Genomic DNA, 21,694 nt, shown 5'->3' on the forward strand with positions numbered 1-21,694 from the left:
CGTTAATTTTGTTGAGTTTTATATTGTTTTTCTAGGGATCTAATTTCTCTTTCTCGGCTTAACTTGAGTTCTGCTTCAGTTTTTTTAGGCTTCGAAACCGTTGTTGTTTTTTCTTTTTTATCGTCTGGTTTTACAACCTTCGGCTTAGTAACTGTTGCTGTCTTTTTATCCTCAGGTTTTGGAGTTACCGTTTTTTTAATTTCGGGTTTTTTAGCCTCAACCTTTTTGGGCTCAGGTTTTGGCGATTCGGTTGCATCGCTTCTTTCACTTATAATATCGCCAATAACATCGTTCACCAAAGAGTCGGATACTTTTTGATGTAACCTTAAACTATCAGCAGCAGAAATTGTTTTGGCTTTTCGTGCCAATTCTAGCGTATCTCTTCGCTCGCAAACAATCTGATTGCTGTATTTAATATTGATGGTTTTATAGCGTCTGGCGATAACTTGTGGTAATGCTCTGTGATAGAAAACCTTAAGATTTTTCATTTTTACATCGAGCGAATCTGCATTGCCCAAAATGATGGTTTCGTCTCCAACTCGAGGAATCAGCACCATATCATTTTTAGTGTTTACATCAATCTGTTCTATTTGATTATCCCAAAGGGTATCTTTTTTAATGTATAAGGCCGTTTTGTATAAATCTCTTGCCAGCTGCGTATGTAAAGTATCAACCCTGCTTCCAAAAACCTCCGTTATATTACCGGTTGCCACCAGAACATTGGCAGTAAAGTTTGATGAAATTGGCATTTTCAAACCATCATTGTCGATATAAAAATCCTGTCCGTTTGCATTCATGATTCGTAGGATTGGCTGTCGTTGCTTAACCTCGATGTGCATTACGCCATCCATATCCATATAAACCTTTGCGAAGCCTATGTAAGGATTGGATCTTAGTTTTTTCTCAATCTGGTGAATATTAATATTTTCGATATTTCTACCCAGCAGTACGCCTTGATCTTGTCTTAAAATCGCATCGATCTCTTCTCTTTCAATAAAATTATCTGCCCCAGGAATTAAAATTTTAACATCGGTACATTTAACGGTTTGCTTTTTAACATTGATGAAACTTAAAAGCACCACCACGCCTGCAAGACTAATCAGCCAAGCAAAGCCTGTAAAAATGGCGTTCCAGTTTATCCGTTTAAGCATTGTTCAAAGTGTTTTTTAAAGGTTCAATTAAAGTATCGATATCGCCTGCGCCAACCGTTAAAATTAACTCAGGTTTTGTATTCTTAACATGCTGAATTACAAATTCTTTTCCACATATTTTCTTGTCCTCCAAAGTAATTTTATCCAATAAAAACTGCGAATTTATACCTTCAATTGGCAATTCTCTGGCTGGGTAAATATCTAAAAGCATCAATTCATCAGCAGTGCTTAAAACTTTTGCAAATTCGTTTGCAAAATCCCGGGTGCGTGTAAATAAATGAGGCTGAAAAATTACCGTCAGTTTTTTGTTTGGATACAACTGTCTAACGGCATCAAAACAAGCCTTAAGTTCTTCTGGGTGATGTGCATAATCATCTATATAAATTTGCTTATCGTTATTCACGATGTACTCAAAACGTCGTTTAACCCCTTTAAAATTCGCGACAGCTACTTTAACCTTATCTGCATCGATTCCCAATTGTAAAGCGATCGCTATGGCCACTGTTGCATTTTCTACGTTATGCCTGCCAGGCAACATTATGCTAATATCTTTAATGCTTTGTGAAGCATCAGCATAGTCGAAAACAAATTTGGAACCTTCTACACGCAGATTTTGGGCTTTTGCCGTTGCTGTGCTACTGGCCGCATAACTGGTGCTGTTTACCAAAGGCAAACCTTCGTGAGCATACAGTTTTCCGCCTTCTTTCAACTGTCCGGCAAAAAGTTTAAAGGATTCTTCAAGTTGATTTTTATCCCCGTAAATATCCAAATGATCTGCATCCATTGAGGTAACCACAGAAATATCAGGATGTAAAGTCAAGAAAGAGCGATCATATTCATCAGCCTCAACAACAACTACGTTATTTTTGCCAAAGAGCACATTACTATTATAATTGGTTGTGATACCCCCTAAAAAAGCCGTACAATCGTAACCTGTATCTTTTAAAAGATGTGCAACGATTGATGAGGTTGTGGTTTTGCCATGTGTACCTGCAATGGCGATGCAAAACATGCCTTTACTGATGATGCCCAAAACCTCCGAACGTTTTTTAAAGCTGAAACCTTTATTTTTAAAATGATTTAATATTTTCGAATCTTTTGGAATTGCGGGGGTATAAACAATTAGGGTATCATCATGATTATCCAAAAAGGCACATGGCAATGCCGATGCTTCATCTAGATAAGTTATCAAAATTCCTTCCTGCTCCAAAGTTTCGGTTAACTTGGTTCTGGTTTTATCGTAACCACAAACTGCACAACCACGCTTGGCAAAATAACGAGCAAGTGCACTCATACCGATACCACCGATACCCACGAAAAATACTCTGTTAATTTTGCTTAATTCCATTTTATTCTGAGTTAAAAGCCCCACCCCAACCCTCCCCAAAGGAGAGGGAGTACAAAGCGTTAATTGCAAATTTGCTCTTTTCGTTCCAAATCTTCGGTCTTCCGACTTCCGACATTTTTTCTATTTTATCAATTTCAATACTTCGTTAGCGATAATTTCGTCTGCTTCAGGCAAGGCCATTCTACCTAAGTTTTCTGAAAGTTTATCTCCCAATTCTTCATTTTTCAACAACTGTAATGCATCACGCACCAAAATATCTTCTGCAGAGCGATCGTTAATTAAAATTGCAGCATTATTTTTAACCAATGCCATCGCATTTTTAGTTTGATGATCTTCGGCCACATTTGGGGATGGAACCAAAATAACGGGCTTTTTGATTAGGCAAAGCTCTGCTATGGTTCCTGCTCCTGCCCTACTAATAATTACATCAGCAGCGGCATAAGCCAAATCCATTTTATTTAAAAACTCCAGAATGCGAACATTCGGATGATAATCCAAGCCCAAACGTTCCATAATTCCCTTATAATAGAATTTGCCTGTTTGCCAGATCAACTGCACATCTTCAGCAATAATTTCTGTAAGATGTTTTTCAATACTTTTATTCAAAGTTCCGGCACCCAGACTTCCTCCTGTAACCAAAATGGTTTTCTTCTGCGGATCTAGCTTTAAAAGTTCTGCTCCTGCAAAATGTTTGCCCTTTATATCCACCACTTCTTTACGAACCGGATTCCCTGTTTTTAATATTTTATCTGCAGGAAAAAACTGATCCATATCATCAAAAGCAACACAAATTTTTGAGGCTTTTTTTCCTAACCACTTATTCGTTACGCCAGCATAAGAGTTTTGCTCTTGAATTAAATAAGGTATTCCTTTTAAAGATGCCGCGTATAATAATGGCCCGGAAGCGTAACCGCCAACGCCCACCACTACGTCTGGCTTAAACCCATTAATAATTTGCATTGCTTTGCGCACACTTCCAATTACTTTGAAGGGTAAAGCCAGGTTTTTTACAATTGATCCTCGTTGAATACCACTAATGTTTAATCCAACAATTTTATATCCTGCAGCTGGAACTTTTTCCATTTCCATTCTGCCTGTTGCACCCACAAACAAAATTTCACAAGTGGGCACAATGCGTTTTAATGCATTGGCTATGGCTACGGCGGGAAAAATGTGCCCACCGGTGCCACCACCTGATATGATAATTTTTGGGGAATTATTCATTTTAAATTAATTATTGAATTTTGAATGAGCAATTGAGTGAATGTTTACAGGCGCTCGCCATATTCTATCATCAATCACTCTTTCATTTAATCATTATCTATTATTACTTACTGTTTTTCTAGCCTTTGCAACAATTGCTAAAATTTCATTTACTTCTTTTAATAAAAGATAGGTTTTTGAAGAATCTGTTATTCCCGATTCAGTTAAAATCTCTATCCAAAATGCTGTTTCGTCTGCCTCTTCAACTACAATACTCAGTTTAGCAAAAAACTCAGCTTTAGATCTACTTCTGCAAGCAGCTCTATAATTTGCACCCACTGATGACGATGATCTTATAAATTGCCTTCCTATTATTCTTGCCTCTTCTGTTTTTGGAAGTGTTTGATAAAATTTTATCGAATCCAAAACAAACTTTTTTGTTCTTGCTTTAATTGCAGTAACAAAATCTACTTTAGTTACATTCTCCATTATTTTTAAATTAAAAACATTAATTATTAAAACTTTGGGATGTACGATTCAATCATTTATCGGGTTATCACTTTCTCATTTTGACATTTTACATTCACTCAATCCATCATTCTCTCATTTCTCTATCCAAATGCTGGTATATCTCCAACAATTACTTTATTATTTTTAATCTTTTCACTCGTTTCCTTTCCGGCAAGGTTTTCTTCTACGTCTCTACTTACGCTCAAAATAATCCCGAAAGCCACACTGGTAAAAATCATCGAGGTTCCGCCCATACTTACCAATGGAAGTGGCACCCCTGTTACCGGGCCCAAACCTACTGCAACTGCCATGTTTGCAAAAGCTTGAATGGTTAAACTAAAGCTTAATCCTGCAGCCAAAAGTGCTCCAAAAGCCTTGGGTGCTCGAGTTACAATTTTTATACATCGATATAAAAGCACCAGGTAAAGCATCATAATTACAATTCCTCCCAAGGTTCCCCACTCCTCAATAATAATGGCGAAAATAAAATCCGAGTAAGGATGTGGAAGGAAATTGCGCTGAGTACTGTTACCTGGTCCTTTACCAAAAACACCACCGGTTGCCAGAGCAATTTTTGCCTGATCTGCCTGAAAGGTCTTATCAGAATGCTGTTGTTCTGGATGCATGAAAGATTTAATACGCGATGCGTAAGTCGCTCTTCTAGGTCCTAAAAACACCACAAATAAAAGTAAGATTGCTCCACCGACACATACTATGGAAATCTGTTTAATACTGATCCTACCTATAATTAACAGCAAAATACTTACACCAAACAGCATTAAAGCTGTAGATAAATTTGCTAAGGCGATTAATACAAAAACCACACAAACAGAGCCCATTATGGGTATGAATGACTCTTTTACATTTTTAATGTTTTCCTGTTTCTTGGTTAACATCCTAGCCAAAAATGTAATTAGCGCAAGCTTCGCTAAATCGGATGTTTGAAAGGTTAACCCAATTACCGGAATTTTAACCCAACGCGATGCATCATTTACATTAGCTCCAAAAACCAACGTATAAAACAACAGCGGAATGGTGATGATCATTAAGATTTTTGAAATCCCAGCATAATATCTGTAATCGAGTAAGTGAGCGATATAAATCATTCCAATTCCCAACAAAACAAAAATAAGATGCTTGGTTAGAAGTAATTTTTCAACGGCCTCACCTTTTTTATAAGCTAAGGTTCCTGTTGCACTGTAAACTGCCATTACAGATATAAGCGAAAGCAAGATGATGATCAACCAGATCCATCTATCGCCTTTTGTTTTATTAAGTAGTGCTTGCAACATATTTTAAGCCTCCTATTATAATTCTCTTACTGCCGCTTTAAACTGATTTCCGCGGTCTTCATAATTTTTAAACAAATCGAAACTTGCACATGCCGGTGATAACAAAACTGCATCGCCACGCTTTGCCAAATGAAAAGCAATCTGTGTAGCTTCTTCAGCAGAAAATGTATTTACAATTACCTCTACATCATCTTCAAAAGCATCGTGAATGCGTTTGTTATCCTTGCCCAAACAAACAATTGCCTTAACCTTGCTTTTAACCAAATCTTTAAGCATGTTGTAATCGTTTCCTTTATCTACACCACCCATAATCAAAACCACATCGCTTGTCATACTTTCCAAAGCATACCAAGTAGAATTAACGTTTGTGGCTTTGCTATCGTTAATGAAATCTATTCCAGAAATTTTGGCCACATGTTCTAATCTGTGCTCAATATTTTTGAAATTCCCCATACTCTCGCGGATGGTCTCATTTCTAAGTTCTAAAACCTTGGCAACAATGCCCGAAGCCATAGAATTATAAATGTTGTGCTTGCCCTGTAAGGCTAAATCTGAAATAGACATGGTTAGTTCGTTATTTGGTTCTGTCAGGATGTGTATTGTATTGTTCTCTAAATAAGCGCCTTGTTCAATAGTTTTAATAATTGAAAAAGGGTAAGTTTTTGCCAATGGCTTAATATTTTCAAGTGCTTTTAAGCTTTCCTCATCGTCTGCACAATAAATGAAAACATCATTTTCTGTCTGATTTTGGATGATGCGCATTTTAGATGCCGCATAGTTTTCTAATTTATAATCATAACGATCTAAATGATCAGGTGTAATATTCAGTAAAACTGAAATATCAGCCTTGAACTCAAACATATCATCAAGCATAAAACTCGAAATCTCCAGCACATACCAATCGTAATCTTCTTTTGCTACTTGTGCAGCAAAGCTTTGTCCGATGTTTCCGGCTAAGCCTACATTTAGTCCAGCATTTTTTAAGATGTGGTAGGTTAACAAACTTGTTGTCGATTTTCCATTCGATCCGGTTATGCAAACTGTTTTGGCCTTCGTATAACGTTTCGCAAATTCTATCTCAGATATTACCGAAATCCCCTTTTCGACCAATTTTTTTATCATTGGAGCTGTTGCCGGAATTCCTGGACTTTTAATTACCTCTGTTGCATTAAGAATCTTTTCCTCTGTATGTTTTTCCGATTCAAAAGGAATTGAAAGTCCTTCTAAGATGGCTTTGTACTTATCGGTAATTACACCAAAATCAGAAACAAAAACATCGAATCCTTTTTGTTGAGCCAATAATGCAGCGCCAACACCACTTTCGCCAGCACCCAAAATAACCACACGACCTTGCCCTACCATTGCTGATTGAGTTAAGTTTGCTGTATTTTGATTGGTGCTCATTTAATGATCGTTTTTGGTGCTATTCTTTGTTCTTTTATCCTTGTTCTTTGCTCTTTATACTATCTTAATTTCAGTGTTACAATCGTCATAATGGCTAGCATAATTCCGATAATCCAGAAACGGGTTACAATTTTTGCTTCGTGATATCCCTTTTTCTGATAGTGATGATGCAGTGGAGACATAAGGAAAATCCGCCGTCCTTCTCCAAATTTCTTTTTGGTGTACTTAAAATAAGAGACTTGCATAATTACCGATACCAGCTCAATTAGAAACACGCCACATAAAATCGGAATCAATAACTCTTTTCTAATCATTATGGCAAATGCCGCAATGATTCCGCCGATGGCCAAACTTCCTGTATCGCCCATAAAAACCTGAGCAGGATAAGAGTTGTACCAAAGAAAGCCAACACATGCTCCAACAAAAGCGCCTGCAAAAATCATCAGCTCTCCCGAATTCGGGATGTACATGATGTTCAGATAATCGGCCATTACGGTATTACCAGAAACATAGGCCAAAATACCGAGTGTTGTCCCAATTACAGCCGATGTTCCTGTGGCGAGGCCATCTATCCCATCGGTAATATTTGCACCGTTTGAAACTGCCGTGATAATAAATACTGTAAATGCCAAGAACACGATGAAAGCATATTTTTGATAGTCATCGCCTAAGAACTTTAACACTTTCGCATAATCGAATTCGTTGTTCTTATAAAATGGCATGTTGGTTTTAGTCGATTTTACATCTTGTGTATAATAGAAGGTTTCTCCTTTTTGGCGTAAAACCATTGGAACAGATGATGTATTTTTAACATTATCCTGAACGGTTTCTCTAACTACAATATTTGGATTGTAATACATGGTCCAGCCAATAATTAAGCCCAAACCAACCTGACCAACAACCTTAAAACGACCAGCTAATCCTTCTTTATTTTTCTTGAACACTTTGATATAATCATCCAAGAAACCAATTGCGCCCATCCAAATGGTGGTTACAATCATTAAGATTACGTATACGTTTGTGATGTTTGCAAAAAGAATTGTCGGAATCAGAATCCCCAACAAAATCATGATCCCACCCATAGTTGGTGTACCCTGTTTTTGCATTTGTCCTTCCAAGCCCAAATTCCTTACGGTTTCGCCAACCTGCATTTTGTGCAGGAAATCTATAATTCTACGACCATAAACGGTTGTAATAATTAAGGATAAAATGATCGAAATAGACGCACGGAACGTGATGTACTGGAACAACCTTAATCCAGGAATGTCATAATGCTTATGTAGGTATTCGAATAATAAATATAACATTAGCTGTTCGGGTTTAATTGTTCAAGTAAAATCTCTTTATCATCAAAGTGGTTGCGTACCCCATTAATCTCCTGATATTTCTCATGCCCTTTTCCGGCTACAAGAATTATGTCTCCACTCTGCGCTAAATGACAGGCTGTTTTTATGGCTTCCTTTCTATCCAAAATGGATATCGTTTTACGTTTATTTGTTGGCGAAACCCCAGTTTCCATCTCGTTAATAATGGTTTGTGGATCTTCCGTTCTAGGGTTATCAGAAGTTAAAATCACTTTATCGCTCCAATCGCAGGCTACCTGCGCCATAATTGGGCGTTTGGTTTTATCTCTATCTCCACCACAACCAATTATAGTAATTACCTGTTCTGTTCCTTTTCTAATGTTTGCAATGGTGCTCAACACATTTTGAACAGCATCTGGCGTATGTGCATAATCTACAATGCCGATTATTTTTTCTGGCGATACAATGTAATCGAAACGGCCTTCGGCACCAGATAGACGGCTTAATAAGGTTAAAACTTTAAGTTTATCCTGCTCCAGTAAAATTGCTGTTCCGTAAACCGCCAACAAGTTGTAAGCATTAAAAGAACCAACCAATTTGAAATAAACATCTTCATTATCGATATCTAAATGCAAACCACTAAACTGGTTTTCTATAATTTTGGCCTTGAAATCTGCAATCTGCTTAAGCGCATATGTTTTTTTGTATGCCTTGGTATTTTGCAGCATTACAGCACCATTCTTATCATCAATATTGGTTAAGGCAAAAGCATTTTTCGGTAATCCATCAAAAAAGGCTTTTTTTGCTTTTAAATAGCTATCGAAGGTTTTATGGAAATCTAAATGATCGTGTGTGAGATTCGAAAACACACCGCCAGAGAAAGTTAATCCTTCAATGCGATGTTGCGAAACTGCATGCGAACTCACTTCCATAAAGCAATAATCACAACCTGCATCAACCATATCTCTTAACAATTGATTTAATGCTATTGGATTTGGAGTGGTATGCGTTGCCGGAACAACAACTTCGTTTATGTAATTTTCTACAGTTGATAATAAGCCTGTTTTGTATCCTAAATCTCTAAATAATTTAAAAAGAATCGTTGCAATAGTGGTTTTGCCATTTGTTCCTGTTATGCCAATTAATTTTAAATCGGCAGATGGATTACCAAAATAGTTGCCAGCCATTATACCCAACGCTACAGAAGTATTTTCTACTTTAATGTAGGTTACTGTAAAATCTTTAACCTCTGGCAAATTTTCGCAAATGATCACACCAGCACCCTGAGCAATTGTTTGTTCGATAAATTGATGTCCATCTGCTAGCGTTCCAACTACCGCAAAGAAAACATCATCTTTAGTTACTTTCCGCGAATCAAAGTTAAGGGTGTTTATTTCCCTATCGGTTTTACCAACCAATTCTTTAATTGTTACGCCATAAAGTAAATCCTGTAATTGCATTTTTTATTAATTATTGAATGATTGCATTAGAGAATGTTGAATGTGGCAATCTCCTTAAACATTCACTCATTCAAAATTCAATCATTTTGTAATTGCTTATTCTAATTCTATTTGTACGCCCAAGCCTTTTCCAACTTTTGTTCCGGCAAGGATGGATTGGCTAACTACTTTTCCCGATCCTGTTGCCTTGGTTTTTAAACCTGCATTACCCAAAAGGTAAAGGGCATCTTTCAATCCCATTCCGGCTACGTTTGGCATTACACCCTTACGCTCATTATTCTCTTGAAAAACGGTACCAGCACTTGTATCAATTATATTATAGTATTCGGATTTGGAAGCAAAAAGTGGCTTAAACCCAAACGCTTTATAAACCTTTTGAGTGGCTTTGCTTTGTCCGGCTTTGGTAGGCGGATTACCTGTGTTGCCAACTAAGCGAGTTGGTACATCATCATACATTTGCATATCGCTTGCATAAATGCGATCGGCAATTTCTCTAAAAACAGGACCAGAAACCAAAGCACCATAATAAGCGCCTTTTGGATCATTAATTACCACAATCATGGAATACTTAGGCTTATCTGCAGGAAAATATCCAACAAAAGAAGCCTGATATTGCTTATTGCCTTTATAACCCTTGTTCGCATCGGCAACCTGAGCCGTGCCTGTTTTCCCAGCAATTTTATAAAGTGGGTTGTAAACAATCTGCTTACCGCTACCTTCGGTTACCACACCTTCTAACATGCTTTTAATCTTGCTTAAGGTTTTATCCGAACAGATTTTATCGTTAATTACCTTAGCCTGAAACTGCTCGATGGGATTACCCAGCCTTCTAATTTCCTTAACAAAAATTGGAGCGATGTATTTTCCGTTATTCGCAACTGCATTATAAAAGGAAAGCATTTTTAATGGAGTAAGTTGCATTTCATAACCGTAAGCCATTTGTGGCAAAGTCATGTTTTTATTCCAGCTTTTATTTTTGGGCGTTTTAACTACCGGTTGCGCTTCTCCTGGGATCTGTAATCCCATTTTCTCGTTTAAATGCCAATCGTACAGATGATCGGTAAATTTAGATTGATCATCGCGATAGCCATTGTTAACCAAGTATGCCACTGCAGCATTTGAGGATTGCTCAAAAGCTTTTTTCACCGTAACTACTCCTATACTTCCGTGAGAATCTTTAATTAAATGACCCGGAATTTGATAATTGCCTGTTGCAACCATAGTTCCAGTATCCACGATTTTATCTTCTAGCAATGCCATGTAAGAAGCCAGCTTAAAGGTTGAGCCTGGATCTTGATTACCCGCAATTGCGTAATTAAACTTCTCTTTATAAACACCTTCTTCTACCTTTGAGAAATTGGCAACCGCTCTGATTTCGCCAGTTGCAACTTCCATAACGATCACGGCGCCGTGATCGGCCTGGCTTTTAATTAATTGTTTTTCTAATGCGCTTTGAGCCAAATCCTGCATATTGATATCGATGGTAGAAATAATATCCGCTCCATCTTTTGGCGCAACTTCTGCTTCTTCATTTACAGGAATGTAGATACCTCCTGCGATACGCTGCATTAACCTTTTACCGCTTTCGCCGTTAATGTATTCATTGTATGCACCTTCTAAACCAACACCATTTTTTACATTTTCATTTTTATAACCAATGGTACGAGCTGCTAAAGCCTGAAAAGGAAGAATGCGTTTATTTTGCTGTACAGCAATTAAACCACCACTAAATTTACCGATATTATAAAGCGGGAAAGTTCTGATTGTTTTTAAATCCGCATAACCAACCTTGCGGTGGATTAACAAATAACGGGCGCTGTCTTGGCGACCTACACGCAAATAGCGGGCATATTCCTTAGGTGTTTTATCTTTAAAAAGCTGAGCCAGTTTTAATCCTAACGAATCTACCTTCTCATTAAAAACCTTATCATCGGCTATACCACCAGCAAACATATCCATGCGCAACTCATATTCTGGCACAGATGTAGCCAATAGACTTCCATCGTTCGAATAGATGTTACCACGGGTCGCTTCTACATTTACATAACGCGTAGAAAGACTATCTGCCATAGCTTTCCATTTATGCCCCTGTACAAACTGCACCTGACCGAGGCGGAGAAATACCGCTAAAGCAAAAAGCACAATTAAGCCAAATGCCAGATATACACGAAGCAAGATGTTTGCTCTAATATTCATCGCTTTTAACAATTATTTTTTTTGGTGGTTCGATTAATTCTTTAATTCCGAGCGTATCTACCTTTTTAGCAACCTCTGTTAATTTGCTTTTGAACATGAGGTCGGCTTTTAAGGATTTATACTCCCATCTTAATTCTTTTACTTCTTTATTTAACTTATCAATTCGGCGCACATTGTTTACAGCGAAATGGCTATTGGCAATGTAAACCATGCCTAACAATGCCAGAAAGCACAAAAAAGGCAAGGCATTTGTTGCTGCCTCTTTTGTTACCAATCCATCGTTAAAAAGCTTACTGATGAATGAATTGCTATCCATTTTTTCTTCGGCAGTTTTTGGCTTTTTAGGCACAGCTTTTAATTCTGGCTCAGGTCCAACTTCCTCTTCTTCTATATCTTCTCTAAACCTGTTCATATCTTCTCCGCAATTCTTAATTTCGCACTGCGAGCTCTATTATTTTGAGCAATCTCTTCATCAGAAGCAATAATCGCCTTACGGGTAATTACTTTAAATGGTTTTTGCTGGTTTCCGAAGAAATCTTTCTCTACCTCTCCCTGAAATTTACCTTTAGCCATAAAGTTTTTAACCGGCCTATCCTCTAAAGAATGATAAGACATCACAACTAAATGCCCCCCCGGTTTTAAAACATCGGCCGCCTGTTGAAGAAAATCTTCGAGCACCTGAATTTCAGCATTAACCTCAATCCGCAAAGCCTGGAAAACCTGCGCTAAATATTTATTTTCTTTTCCTCTCGGGATGTACTCTGAAATGGCCGTTTTGAAACTATCGATATCGGTAAAGGATTTTTCCAAACGAGCGGTAACAATGGCACGAGCCAAAGATTTAGCATTTTTAACTTCGCCATAAATTCCGAACAACTTGTGAAGCTTATCTTCTGAATAAGTATTCAAAACTTCAGCAGCCGTTAGTTTTCCGTTCGGATCCATACGCATATCCAAATCTGCATTGAAGCGAATAGAGAAACCACGCTGAGGAACATCAAACTGATGAGAAGACACACCAAGATCGGCTAGGATTCCATCTACTTGCTTAAATCCTTTTAAACGTAGATTATTTTTAAGGAAACCGAAGTTTTGATCTATAAATACAAAGCGATCATCAGCCGGAATATTTGCCTGCGCATCAGGGTCCTGATCAAAAGCAATCAAAGTTCCCTTCGGCCCCAAATGCTTTAATATTTCTTTCGAATGGCCACCGCCACCAAAAGTTACATCTACATAAACACCATCTGGCTTAATATTTAATCCATCAATGCAGGGCTGCAACATTACAGGAACGTGGTAATTATTCTCCATCTTCCCTCCTGTTTTTACTTCCCATTACTTCCTCCGCAAGATTTGCAAAGTTTTCAGGCACATCATCAAATAAATCTTCGTAAGCTTTTTTATCCCAAACCTCGATTTTATCTAACTGACAAGCCAAAACCAAATCGGTTGAGATTCCAGCAAATTCAGCAAGAGATTTTGGCAAAAGCACACGGCCAGCCGCATCAAGCGAAAGCTCTGTTGCGCCACGTGTAAATGCTCTTAAGAAATCACGATTCTTTTTTTCGTAAATATTTAATTTGTTTAGATCTACAAGAATTGCATCCCAAACCTTTCTTGGATAAATAACAAGATTTTTTTCAAATCCACGGTTAATCACCAACCCATCTTTCTCGGCTTCAGGCAATTGTTTCTTAAGCGCAGCAGGAACCATAAGGCGTCCCTTTGCGTCAAGTTTACAATCAAATTCTCCTAAAAGTTGGGTCATAGTGGTATTTACACTTTTTATGTAGTGTAAAAGTAAATAGTTTTACCACTTTTTACCACTTTTTACCACAAAAAAGTTTTCAACACCTAGATTTTCCTTTTTATGGTTTAAAAAGATACACAAAATAAACCAAATAGAAAATTAAAAAACCGCTTATTTACTGATAATTAAGGGGTTTACATGAAAAATATGATGAAGTGTCACGTTCGCCCATATTGTAAAATCTGACCATAAAAAAAACCCTTCTTAATAGTCATCAGATGAATATAACCGAAATTTTCTTTTACGCATAACAGCCATCGGATGAATATATACGAGATGCATATATTCATCTGATGGCTGTAACCGAAATTTTCTTTTACGTATAATAGCCATCGGATGAATACATACAGGATGCCGATATTCATCCGATGGCTGTAACCGAAATTTTCTTTTATGTATAATAGCCATCGGATGAATATATACAAGTTGCCGATATTCATCCGATGGCAGTGTAACTGAAATTTTTACACCTAACAACCATCGGATGAATTTAGACAGGATGCCGATATTCATCCGATGGCTATAAATGAATTTATTTACTTAATTTAATCTAAAAAAACCCATACATCAAACTCAACGCAAAAAATATTATTATGAATTTTAATGGAGGCACTGTTTATCATATTTACAACCGTGGCAATAACAGCCAGCAAATTTTCTTTAATAACGACAATTACTTATTCTTTTTAAGAAAGCTCAAAAAAGAACTGCTTCCATTCTGTAACTTATTGTGTTATTGTTTAATGCCGAACCACTTTCATTTAATGATTGTTACAAATGAGCATAATAATGATTTAAATTTACTGAACAAAGGAATTAGGAGTTCTACTAAGATCTTATACACGAGCAATAAACAATCAACAAGCGAGAACAGGGTCTTTGTTTCAACAACAAACTAAAGCGAAAGAGTTGATTGACAAAAACAATAACAACACCATAAGTTATGCTTCAATCTGTGCTCACTACATACATCAAAATCCTTTGAGGGCTAATTTAGCAACCGACTTGGCGCAATGGAAATTTTCATCATATCTTGATTTGGCAGGATTAAGAAATGGATCACTGTGCAATCGAAAATTATTTTTTGACTTTACAGGAATAAAAGAAGATGAATTTATTGAAGAAAGTAAGGCTATGGTATCAAAAGATAGATTATAAAAAAGTCATCGGATGAGTACTTAGCACTAGCCAAAACTCATCTGATGACTAACCAATTTCTTTAAACAGATAGTCATCGGATGAATACTAGCATCTGCCCAAATTCATCCGATGACTAAACGAAATAGATTTAAAAAGTCATCGGATGAATACTATCATCTGCCTAAATTCATCCGATGACCTTTTCTAATTTAGTCGTTAAGGGCTTTAACACCTGGTAACTCTTTACCTTCCATATATTCTAGCAATGCACCGCCTCCGGTTGAGATATAACTTACCTCATCTTCGAAACCAAATTTTGCAATGGCCGCAGCAGAATCGCCACCACCGATTAATGAGAAAGCACCATTTTCTTTTGTTGCAGCAACCACTGCTACTGCTACTGCTTTGGTACCTACTTCGAAGTTTTCCATTTCAAAAACACCCATTGGTCCGTTCCACAATAAAGTTTTAGAATTTTTAATTACGTCTTGAAATAAAGCAACTGATTTCGGGCCGATATCCAATCCCATCCAATCTGCTGGAATCTGACCAGAATCTACATCTTTTTTATCCGCATCGTTTGCAAATTTATCTGCAATAACGGTATCAACAGGCAAAATTAACTGAACACCTTTAGCTTTAGCTTTTTCGATTAATTCTAAGGAAAGCTCTTGTTTATCTGCCTCTAACAAAGAAGTTCCGATTTCGCCACCTTGTGCTTTAGCAAAAGTATAAGCCATACCACCGCCGATAATTAAGTTGTCTACCTTATCCAATAATTTCTCGATCAAGAGAATTTTATCTGATACTTTAGCTCCGCCCATAATTGCCGTAAAAGGTCTTTCTGGATGGTTTAATATCTTTTCTGCATTTGCAACTTCGCCAGCCATTAAATAACCAGAAAATTTTGCATCTGGAAAGAACTGTGCAATAATTGAAGTTGAAGCATGTGCACGGTGAGCTGTACCGAATGCATCGTTTACATATACATCACCAAGTTTTGATAATTTCTCGGCAAAGGCAACATCGCCTTTTTCTTCTTCTTTATAAAAACGAAGATTTTCTAGCAATAAAACCTCACCAGGGTATAAATTTTTAGCTTGATTTACTGCGCTTTCTCCAATGCAGTCGTCTGCAAATTTCACTTCTAAATCCAACATGCGAGAAAGATCGCCAAGAATATGCTTTAGAGAATATTTATCCGTTGGACCATCTTTTGGACGGCCTAAATGCGACATTAAAATAACTGAACCACCATCATTTAATATTTTTTCGATTGTAGGTAAGGCAGCACGCATTCTCTTATCATCGGTAATTTTAAAATCAGCGTCAAACGGCACATTAAAATCTACTCTGATTAATGCTTTTTTATCTTTAAAGTTAAACTGGTCGATCGTTTTCATGTTTAATTTTTATTATTTTAAGTTTAATTTCATTTCGTAATGGAAGCCAATACCCGGGATATCGAATTCTGGAGATTCGGTTGTAAAACCTAGTTTTTTATAGAAAGATGCGGCCGTTGACCGAGCATTGCACCACAAATAATCTGTATTGTATTCTTTTAAATATTCTATGGCGAAGTTAACCAATGCTGCCCCATAACCTTTGCCTCCTTCATCGGGGTGTGTTGCCATTCCTCTTAATTGATAACCCTCTCCTTCTTCCGGAAAAAAGTCGTTTCGCATAAAAGTTGCTATGGATTTAATTTCACCATCATAAAGAAAACCCAGATGAAAAGTATCATAAGCCAAATCGCCATCAAAAACACATTGATCAAAGGCCTTACCGTTTCGTAAAACCAAACTTCTCAAGGGTAGAACATCTTTTGGAAGAATAAATTTGACCATATTTAATTATTGAATTTTGAACGAGCGAATGATTGAATATTGTTTTTAAACCTATCTTAATTCAACTCAAATGCCTTTTCTTTATCCTTTTAACGCCTCAATTTTCTTTACTACATCCATTAAACGGCTGCTGTAACCATATTCATTATCGTACCAGCCAACCACCTTTACCAAATCGCCCACAATTGAGGTAAGCTGCGCATCAAAGATACAAGAATGTGGATTATCAATGATATCAACTGAAACAATTGGATCTTCGGTATACTCCAGAATATTTTTTAAGGAATTTTCTGATGCGTATTTAAAGGCGAGATTAATTTGTTCGATGGTTGTTTTATTTTTTAACAGACAAGTAAAATCAGTAAGCGAACCGTTTAAAACCGGCACTCTTATTCCAGCGCCGCCCAACCTGCCTTCCAATTCGGGAAAGATATGCGTAATGGCTTTGGCTGCACCTGTAGTTGTTGGAATAATTGATGACGATGCCGCTCTCGCTCTGCGTAAATCTTTATGGTTACTATCATGAAGATTTTGATCGCCAGTCATCGAATGGATTGTTGTAATATATCCTTCTTCTACGCCCCAATTGTCGTTTAAAATTTTGATCATCGGTGCGATGTTGTTCGTGGTGCAACTTGCATTCGAGATTATAGGGCTTGTCAAATCAATGTTTGCATCATTTACGCCCAATACCACCATTGGGATATCATCTGCAGCCGGTGCAGATATAAGCACCTGGCTTGCACCCGACGTTAAATGTTTTTCTGCAGCTTCTACACTTAAATTTTTACCCGTACAATCTACTACCAAATCTACTCTCAATGCAGACCAAGGCAATTCATCAGCCTCTTTTATAGAAAAAACAGGAATGGAAAGCTGACCAATGACAAGTGAATCTGGCATTGCAGACACTTGATCTGGATAAACACCATGAACCGTATCATATTTAAATAAATGTGCCATGGTTTTGGCATCAGCAAGATCGTTAATTGCAACTACATCAAAACCTTCGGCCAATGCCAAACGCAAAAATGTTCTACCAATCCGACCAAAACCATTAATTGCAAGCCTCATTTTATATAAATTAGAGCGCAAAATTAGTGTTTATTTTCATATTTGAATTATGGGCAGAATGGTTAAATTCCAACTGAATGTAAATAGATTTTGAGCCATATATTAACTACTGAAATACTGATAGTTACCTTGCAATTACTGATGATTTACCGGAATTATAATCTGGCTTTAGTGATGAGCTTTTTTTATTTGGTTCTTTCTTCGACAGCTGAAAAGTGATGATGATGCTAAACAAGGCACATACTCCGATAAGCAGAAAAATAAGTAAAAAATTGCCCAATGTTTGGAGCGCAATTGTGCTCCCAATTGTTACTACATTTAAGCTGGCCGTTAACCAGACAATTTTATTGGGTTTCATTCCCAGTCTTTCCAAACGGTGATGAATGTGATTTCGATCTCCTTTAAATGGTGATTTCCTGTTGAAAATTCGGATACAAAAAACCCTAAGCGAATCGAATATGGGAACAATTAAAATGGAAACCGCAATTGCCGGGGCAGAGAAAAATGCGGGATAATTTGTTCCTGTAAATTTATTAAGCTCGATAAATTTAATGGCTAGCGCCGCAGAAACCAATCCAATTATGAGTGCCCCGGTATCACCCATAAAGATTTTAGCTGGATACCAATTATATTTTAGAAAACCACCAATTGCGCCTGCCAGTGCAAAGGCAATAAATGCATAGGGCAATTGGTGCATGATACAGAATAAAATGCCAAAAGTGAGTGTAGAAATAATCCCGATTACGCCTGCCAAACCATCAATACCATCAATTAAATTAAATGCATTGTTTAAGAAAATGATTAGAATTAGAGAAAATATGCCGCCCCAAACCAGATTCATCTCACCTATAGTTAGTACACCGTATAAACTTGTTAATCTAAACCCTCCAAAAAACACCAAGATGGATGCAACTGTAAGTTGGAGACTAAATTTAGTACTGGTGTTGGTGCCGTAAACATCATCTTTTAAACCCAGTGCGGTTAAGAGAATACAGGATGCAATTAAGAAATTTGCCTCTTTATAATTGGTTAAAGTTGAAAAAAGAAGAATGCTGATGGTGAAACTCCCGACAATTGCCAAGCCACCCAAACGGGAAATATTCCTTTTGTGGTTTTTGCGATGTAGATCGTTCTTATCGAATAGATTGTACCTTAAAGAGGTGTAAATTACCGAAGGGATGCTAAACATAACCATAGCAAAGGCCAGTAAAAATATGGCCCCATAAAAAAGTTCTGGGTTTGTATTTAGGATATCTTTAAGCAACACTAAAAATGTTTGCTAACAAATATAAAACTTTAAGGCGTAAAAACTTGGTTATGCAACGTAATACAGCTTGACTTAAATCAAAAAATTTTTAAGCGATGGATGTGGGTGTTGTATAGGGCTCGTTTCCGCCGAAGGGCTCTTACCTTTTCCTTAATGAAAAGGTAACCAAAAATCAAGGCTTTGGCCTGATGTCGGATAAATTCGTTAAAGCTTAAAGAGCGGCAACACAAGTACCCGATGAAGAATCGGGCAGGGCGCGTTGCCTTGGATAATGGTGGGATGAATATTTCTGCAAAAGCTTTAACGTTTTCTCCTTTCATCATGCCAGAGGCCGGAGAGCAGGGTGAAACCCCCATCCGCCCTGTGGGGCACCTTCCCCCTGAAGGGTGAAGGTTGCATGATGCAGAAAAACCTAGGCGCTTTATAATTCCCCTCTTTCAGAGGGGTGCCCGTAGGGTGGGGTGTTTCTTTTTAAGTAGACCATTCCGTTATTGTGAGACGGGTGTATAAAAAAGCTGAAGCAAATGGCTTTCATTGTTTCACTGATGTTTCTTTTCTCGGCTCATCGCCGCCGGGGGCTCTTTCTTTTCTCTTGATAGAAAAGAAACAAAAGATCAAGGCTTTGGCCTGATGTCGGATAAATTCGTTAAAGCTTAAAGAGCGGCAACACAAGTACCCGATGAAGAATCGGGCAGGACGCGTTGCCTTGGATAATGGTGGGATGAATATTTCTGCAAAAGCTTTAACGTTTTCTCCTTTCATCATGCCAGAGGCCGGAGAGCAGGGTGCAGAAAACCCCCATCCGCCCTGTGGGCACCTTCCCCCTCAAGGGTGAAGGTCGCATGATGCAGAAAAACCTAAGCGCTTTATAATTCCCCTCTTTCAGATGGGGTGCCCATAGGGCAGGGTGTTTCTCTTTAAAGACCATTCCGTTATTGCGAGACGGGTGTATAAAAAAGCTGAAGCAAATGGATTTCATTGTTTCACTTATTTCATATTTCTTTTCTCGGCTCATCGCCACCGATTGGCTCTTACCTTTTCCTTGATGAAAAGGTAACCAAAAATCAAGGCCTTGGCCTGATGTCGGATAAATTCGTTAAAGCTTAAAGAGCGGCAACACAAGTACCCGATGAAGAATCGGGCAGGACGCGTTGCCTTGGATAATGGTGGGATGAATATTTCTGCAAAAGCTTTAACGTTTTCTCCTTCCATCATGCCAGAGGCCGGAGAGCAGGGCGCAGAAACCCCCATCCGCCCTGTGGGCACCTTCCCCCTGAAGGGTGAAGGTAGCATGATGCAGAAAAACCTAGGCGCTTTATAATTCCCCTCTTTCACAGGGGTGCCCGTAGGGCGGGGTGTTTCTTTTCAAAGACCATTCCGTTATTGTGAGGCAGTATATAAACAATGTTAATTTTAAATTTTGTTTTAATCACATTATTCCCATCGACCATCATATCCTATTAACTTATAAATTGAACAAGCTTACTGAGCTTTTTTCTTAAAATTGTGAGAATTGGATTTGGAATTTCATTTCTTTTTAATGCTTTATAGTCATTTATAAAGGCTAGATATCTGCTATTAAATGACTGATTGCTTACTCCACCCATTCTCATATTCACCATTAATTCTGGCAGATACTGAGCTTTAATTTTATGCTTATGGAAATACCTCAAAATCAAGTCATAATCAGCAGTGGTGCCCAAATCCAAAGCATAATCTCCCAGTTTTTCAAACAAGTCTCTCTTTAGGTACAAAGTTGGGTGAGCAGGCATCCAGCCTTTTCTAATATCAGCCCAAGTTGTTTGTTTAGATTTCCATTGGCGGGTAATTTTTTGGGTAAGTGGGTGAATGTAATTTAAATCGCCGTAAACTGCATCGAGATCAGGATTTTGAATAAAAGCTTCTGCAACTTTATTTAAAACAGCATCAGAAGCAAACATATCGTCTGCGTTTAAAATCCCAACAACCTCTCCAGTTGCTAATTTTATTCCCTTATTGATCGCATCGTAAAGCCCATCATCCATTTCTGACCTAAACTTATGGATGTTATCCTTATATCCTTCAATAATACTTAATGTTTTATCTGTTGATTTTCCATCCACAACGATATATTCCAGATCCTGATGCGTTTGGGCAACGACAGATTCGATGCAGTCTTTTAAAAACGCCTCTCCATTATATACAACTGTGATTAAGGTTATTTTCATTTAAGTGAACGCTTCGCCTTCTCATTTTAAAGAAAGAAAAGCCTGCCGTAAATATAAATAATAGTGGCATATAATCATCAATTGGGCAAGCTGTATAACTGTAATCGTTAAGGTAACCAACCCCTCTCAAATCACCCGCTGGATGCCAGGGTGTACTTGCTTGCCAATATACGTAACAAACATCCGTAGTGGCTCCACAACGGCCATCCAAATCGTAATAGCCATCATCTACCCCGTTTAATGCTCCTGTAACTCCGTCGTTTAAAAAGTTAATGGGTCCTGGATGAGCGGGATCATTTGTATGCCAAATGTTATTTGTACCTGGAATCCAGCATCCATACTTGTCTGCCCGACATATTTTAGACGCAAGTATGGTTAAGGAAACGATTATTAGTGATTTTAGGGAGAAATGGGATAGTGTTTTTGGGATGATTAATTTTAACTTTTGCATAAGCCATAGAATTAATCATACGCTAAA

Annotated in this window: 20 protein-coding genes; 2 read left to right on the forward strand and 18 right to left on the reverse strand. The window is 37.7% G+C overall.

What is annotated here, in order from left to right:
* Window positions 1-2: 2 nt before the first annotated feature.
* From DF947_RS13725 to mraZ, 12 genes are all read right to left on the reverse strand, one after another.
* Window positions 3-1,151, reverse strand: a complete 1,149-nt coding sequence (locus tag DF947_RS13725) for a cell division protein FtsQ/DivIB (protein ID WP_109930602.1) — start codon at window positions 1,149-1,151, stop codon at window positions 3-5.
* The gene (gene murC, locus DF947_RS13730; protein ID WP_109930603.1) at window positions 1,144-2,499 is read right to left on the reverse strand and encodes a UDP-N-acetylmuramate--L-alanine ligase; all 1,356 of its coding nucleotides are present in this window, start codon (window positions 2,497-2,499) and stop codon (window positions 1,144-1,146) included. Before murC ends, DF947_RS13725 begins: the two co-directional genes overlap by 8 nt.
* 120 nt (window positions 2,500-2,619) lie before the next feature.
* Window positions 2,620-3,723, reverse strand: coding sequence for an undecaprenyldiphospho-muramoylpentapeptide beta-N-acetylglucosaminyltransferase (gene murG / locus DF947_RS13735; protein ID WP_109930604.1), 1,104 nt, complete (start codon window positions 3,721-3,723; stop codon window positions 2,620-2,622).
* A 93-nt stretch (window positions 3,724-3,816) separates the two neighbouring features.
* Window positions 3,817-4,191, reverse strand: a complete 375-nt coding sequence (locus DF947_RS13740) for a four helix bundle protein (RefSeq protein WP_109930605.1) — start codon at window positions 4,189-4,191, stop codon at window positions 3,817-3,819.
* Window positions 4,192-4,313: 122 nt separating this feature from the next.
* Window positions 4,314-5,504, reverse strand: a complete 1,191-nt coding sequence (locus tag DF947_RS13745; protein WP_205940792.1) for an FtsW/RodA/SpoVE family cell cycle protein — start codon at window positions 5,502-5,504, stop codon at window positions 4,314-4,316.
* A gap of 15 nt (window positions 5,505-5,519) precedes the next feature.
* On the reverse strand, window positions 5,520-6,908 hold the full coding sequence (gene murD, locus DF947_RS13750) for a UDP-N-acetylmuramoyl-L-alanine--D-glutamate ligase (RefSeq protein ID WP_109930606.1): 1,389 nt from the start codon (window positions 6,906-6,908) through the stop codon (window positions 5,520-5,522).
* A gap of 59 nt (window positions 6,909-6,967) precedes the next feature.
* Window positions 6,968-8,215, reverse strand: a complete 1,248-nt coding sequence (gene mraY, locus DF947_RS13755; RefSeq protein ID WP_109930607.1) for a phospho-N-acetylmuramoyl-pentapeptide-transferase — start codon at window positions 8,213-8,215, stop codon at window positions 6,968-6,970.
* Window positions 8,215-9,672 carry a UDP-N-acetylmuramoyl-L-alanyl-D-glutamate--2,6-diaminopimelate ligase gene (locus DF947_RS13760; RefSeq protein WP_109930608.1) on the reverse strand — a complete coding sequence of 486 codons (1,458 nt, stop codon included), beginning with the start codon at window positions 9,670-9,672 and terminating at the stop codon, window positions 8,215-8,217. Before DF947_RS13760 ends, mraY begins: the two co-directional genes overlap by 1 nt.
* A 96-nt stretch (window positions 9,673-9,768) precedes the next feature.
* A complete protein-coding gene (locus tag DF947_RS13765; RefSeq protein WP_109930609.1) occupies window positions 9,769-11,868 on the reverse strand; it encodes a penicillin-binding protein in 2,100 nt (699 codons plus the stop codon).
* Complete coding sequence (locus tag DF947_RS13770; RefSeq protein WP_109930610.1) at window positions 11,858-12,280, reverse strand: FtsL-like putative cell division protein; 423 nt, start codon at window positions 12,278-12,280, stop codon at window positions 11,858-11,860. The genes DF947_RS13765 and DF947_RS13770 overlap by 11 nt, the downstream gene beginning before the upstream one ends.
* Window positions 12,277-13,182, reverse strand: a complete 906-nt coding sequence (rsmH, locus tag DF947_RS13775; RefSeq protein ID WP_109930611.1) for a 16S rRNA (cytosine(1402)-N(4))-methyltransferase RsmH — start codon at window positions 13,180-13,182, stop codon at window positions 12,277-12,279. The genes DF947_RS13770 and rsmH overlap by 4 nt, the downstream gene beginning before the upstream one ends.
* Window positions 13,172-13,639, reverse strand: coding sequence for a division/cell wall cluster transcriptional repressor MraZ (gene mraZ, locus DF947_RS13780; protein WP_109930612.1), 468 nt, complete (start codon window positions 13,637-13,639; stop codon window positions 13,172-13,174). Before mraZ ends, rsmH begins: the two co-directional genes overlap by 11 nt.
* Window positions 13,640-14,560: 921 nt before the next feature.
* Here mraZ and DF947_RS13790 point away from each other — a divergent pair.
* The gene (locus tag DF947_RS13790) at window positions 14,561-14,839 is read left to right on the forward strand and encodes a hypothetical protein (RefSeq protein WP_146202918.1); all 279 of its coding nucleotides are present in this window, start codon (window positions 14,561-14,563) and stop codon (window positions 14,837-14,839) included.
* Window positions 14,840-15,030: 191 nt separating this feature from the next.
* Here DF947_RS13790 and DF947_RS13795 read toward each other — a convergent pair whose 3' ends face one another.
* From DF947_RS13795 to DF947_RS13810, 4 genes are all read right to left on the reverse strand, one after another.
* A complete protein-coding gene (locus DF947_RS13795) occupies window positions 15,031-16,224 on the reverse strand; it encodes a phosphoglycerate kinase (protein ID WP_109930615.1) in 1,194 nt (397 codons plus the stop codon).
* Window positions 16,225-16,236: 12 nt separating this feature from the next.
* Window positions 16,237-16,668 (reverse strand): GNAT family N-acetyltransferase, encoded by a 432-nt coding sequence (locus tag DF947_RS13800; protein ID WP_109930616.1) that lies wholly within the window; start codon window positions 16,666-16,668, stop codon window positions 16,237-16,239.
* 81 nt (window positions 16,669-16,749) lie between these two features.
* Window positions 16,750-17,742 (reverse strand): type I glyceraldehyde-3-phosphate dehydrogenase, encoded by a 993-nt coding sequence (gene gap, locus DF947_RS13805; RefSeq protein WP_109930617.1) that lies wholly within the window; start codon window positions 17,740-17,742, stop codon window positions 16,750-16,752.
* Window positions 17,743-17,866: 124 nt separating this feature from the next.
* Window positions 17,867-19,006, reverse strand: a complete 1,140-nt coding sequence (locus DF947_RS13810; protein ID WP_240615383.1) for an MraY family glycosyltransferase — start codon at window positions 19,004-19,006, stop codon at window positions 17,867-17,869.
* A 1,132-nt stretch (window positions 19,007-20,138) separates the two neighbouring features.
* Between DF947_RS13810 and DF947_RS13820 the strand changes: the two genes are divergently transcribed.
* Window positions 20,139-20,330: a hypothetical protein gene (locus DF947_RS13820; RefSeq protein WP_109930619.1), complete on the forward strand. Its 192-nt coding sequence runs from the start codon at window positions 20,139-20,141 to the stop codon at window positions 20,328-20,330.
* Window positions 20,331-20,469: 139 nt separating this feature from the next.
* Here DF947_RS13820 and DF947_RS13825 read toward each other — a convergent pair whose 3' ends face one another.
* Together DF947_RS13825 and DF947_RS13830 are read right to left on the reverse strand one after the other, a co-directional pair.
* Window positions 20,470-21,216 carry a glycosyltransferase family 2 protein gene (locus tag DF947_RS13825; protein WP_109930620.1) on the reverse strand — a complete coding sequence of 249 codons (747 nt, stop codon included), beginning with the start codon at window positions 21,214-21,216 and terminating at the stop codon, window positions 20,470-20,472.
* Window positions 21,185-21,667, reverse strand: coding sequence for a hypothetical protein (locus tag DF947_RS13830; protein WP_109930621.1), 483 nt, complete (start codon window positions 21,665-21,667; stop codon window positions 21,185-21,187). The genes DF947_RS13825 and DF947_RS13830 overlap by 32 nt, the downstream gene beginning before the upstream one ends.
* Window positions 21,668-21,694: the final 27 nt, after the last annotated feature.

Origin of the sequence: Pedobacter paludis (assembly GCF_003173575.1) — a bacterium.
GTDB classification, from domain to species: domain Bacteria; phylum Bacteroidota; class Bacteroidia; order Sphingobacteriales; family Sphingobacteriaceae; genus Pedobacter; species Pedobacter paludis.

What these genes read in the sequence shown, in the direction of transcription:
- gap (WP_109930617.1), bottom strand. Translation starts at nt 17,742, where the DNA reads ATGAGGCTTGCAATTAATGGTTTTGGTCGGATTGGTAGAACATTTTTG.
- DF947_RS13740 (WP_109930605.1), bottom strand. Translation starts at nt 4,191, where the DNA reads ATGGAGAATGTAACTAAAGTAGATTTTGTTACTGCAATTAAAGCAAGA.
- rsmH (WP_109930611.1), bottom strand. Translation starts at nt 13,182, where the DNA reads ATGGAGAATAATTACCACGTTCCTGTAATGTTGCAGCCCTGCATTGAT.
- DF947_RS13725 (WP_109930602.1), bottom strand. Translation starts at nt 1,151, where the DNA reads ATGCTTAAACGGATAAACTGGAACGCCATTTTTACAGGCTTTGCTTGG.
- DF947_RS13745 (WP_205940792.1), bottom strand. Translation starts at nt 5,504, where the DNA reads ATGTTGCAAGCACTACTTAATAAAACAAAAGGCGATAGATGGATCTGG.
- DF947_RS13795 (WP_109930615.1), bottom strand. Translation starts at nt 16,224, where the DNA reads ATGAAAACGATCGACCAGTTTAACTTTAAAGATAAAAAAGCATTAATC.
- DF947_RS13800 (WP_109930616.1), bottom strand. Translation starts at nt 16,668, where the DNA reads ATGGTCAAATTTATTCTTCCAAAAGATGTTCTACCCTTGAGAAGTTTG.
- DF947_RS13765 (WP_109930609.1), bottom strand. Translation starts at nt 11,868, where the DNA reads ATGAATATTAGAGCAAACATCTTGCTTCGTGTATATCTGGCATTTGGC.
- murD (WP_109930606.1), bottom strand. Translation starts at nt 6,908, where the DNA reads ATGAGCACCAATCAAAATACAGCAAACTTAACTCAATCAGCAATGGTA.
- mraY (WP_109930607.1), bottom strand. Translation starts at nt 8,215, where the DNA reads ATGTTATATTTATTATTCGAATACCTACATAAGCATTATGACATTCCT.
- DF947_RS13830 (WP_109930621.1), bottom strand. Translation starts at nt 21,667, where the DNA reads ATGCAAAAGTTAAAATTAATCATCCCAAAAACACTATCCCATTTCTCC.
- DF947_RS13825 (WP_109930620.1), bottom strand. Translation starts at nt 21,216, where the DNA reads ATGAAAATAACCTTAATCACAGTTGTATATAATGGAGAGGCGTTTTTA.
- DF947_RS13770 (WP_109930610.1), bottom strand. Translation starts at nt 12,280, where the DNA reads ATGAACAGGTTTAGAGAAGATATAGAAGAAGAGGAAGTTGGACCTGAG.
- murC (WP_109930603.1), bottom strand. Translation starts at nt 2,499, where the DNA reads ATGGAATTAAGCAAAATTAACAGAGTATTTTTCGTGGGTATCGGTGGT.
- DF947_RS13820 (WP_109930619.1), top strand. Translation starts at nt 20,139, where the DNA reads ATGAAGAATCGGGCAGGACGCGTTGCCTTGGATAATGGTGGGATGAAT.
- DF947_RS13760 (WP_109930608.1), bottom strand. Translation starts at nt 9,672, where the DNA reads ATGCAATTACAGGATTTACTTTATGGCGTAACAATTAAAGAATTGGTT.
- murG (WP_109930604.1), bottom strand. Translation starts at nt 3,723, where the DNA reads ATGAATAATTCCCCAAAAATTATCATATCAGGTGGTGGCACCGGTGGG.
- mraZ (WP_109930612.1), bottom strand. Translation starts at nt 13,639, where the DNA reads ATGACCCAACTTTTAGGAGAATTTGATTGTAAACTTGACGCAAAGGGA.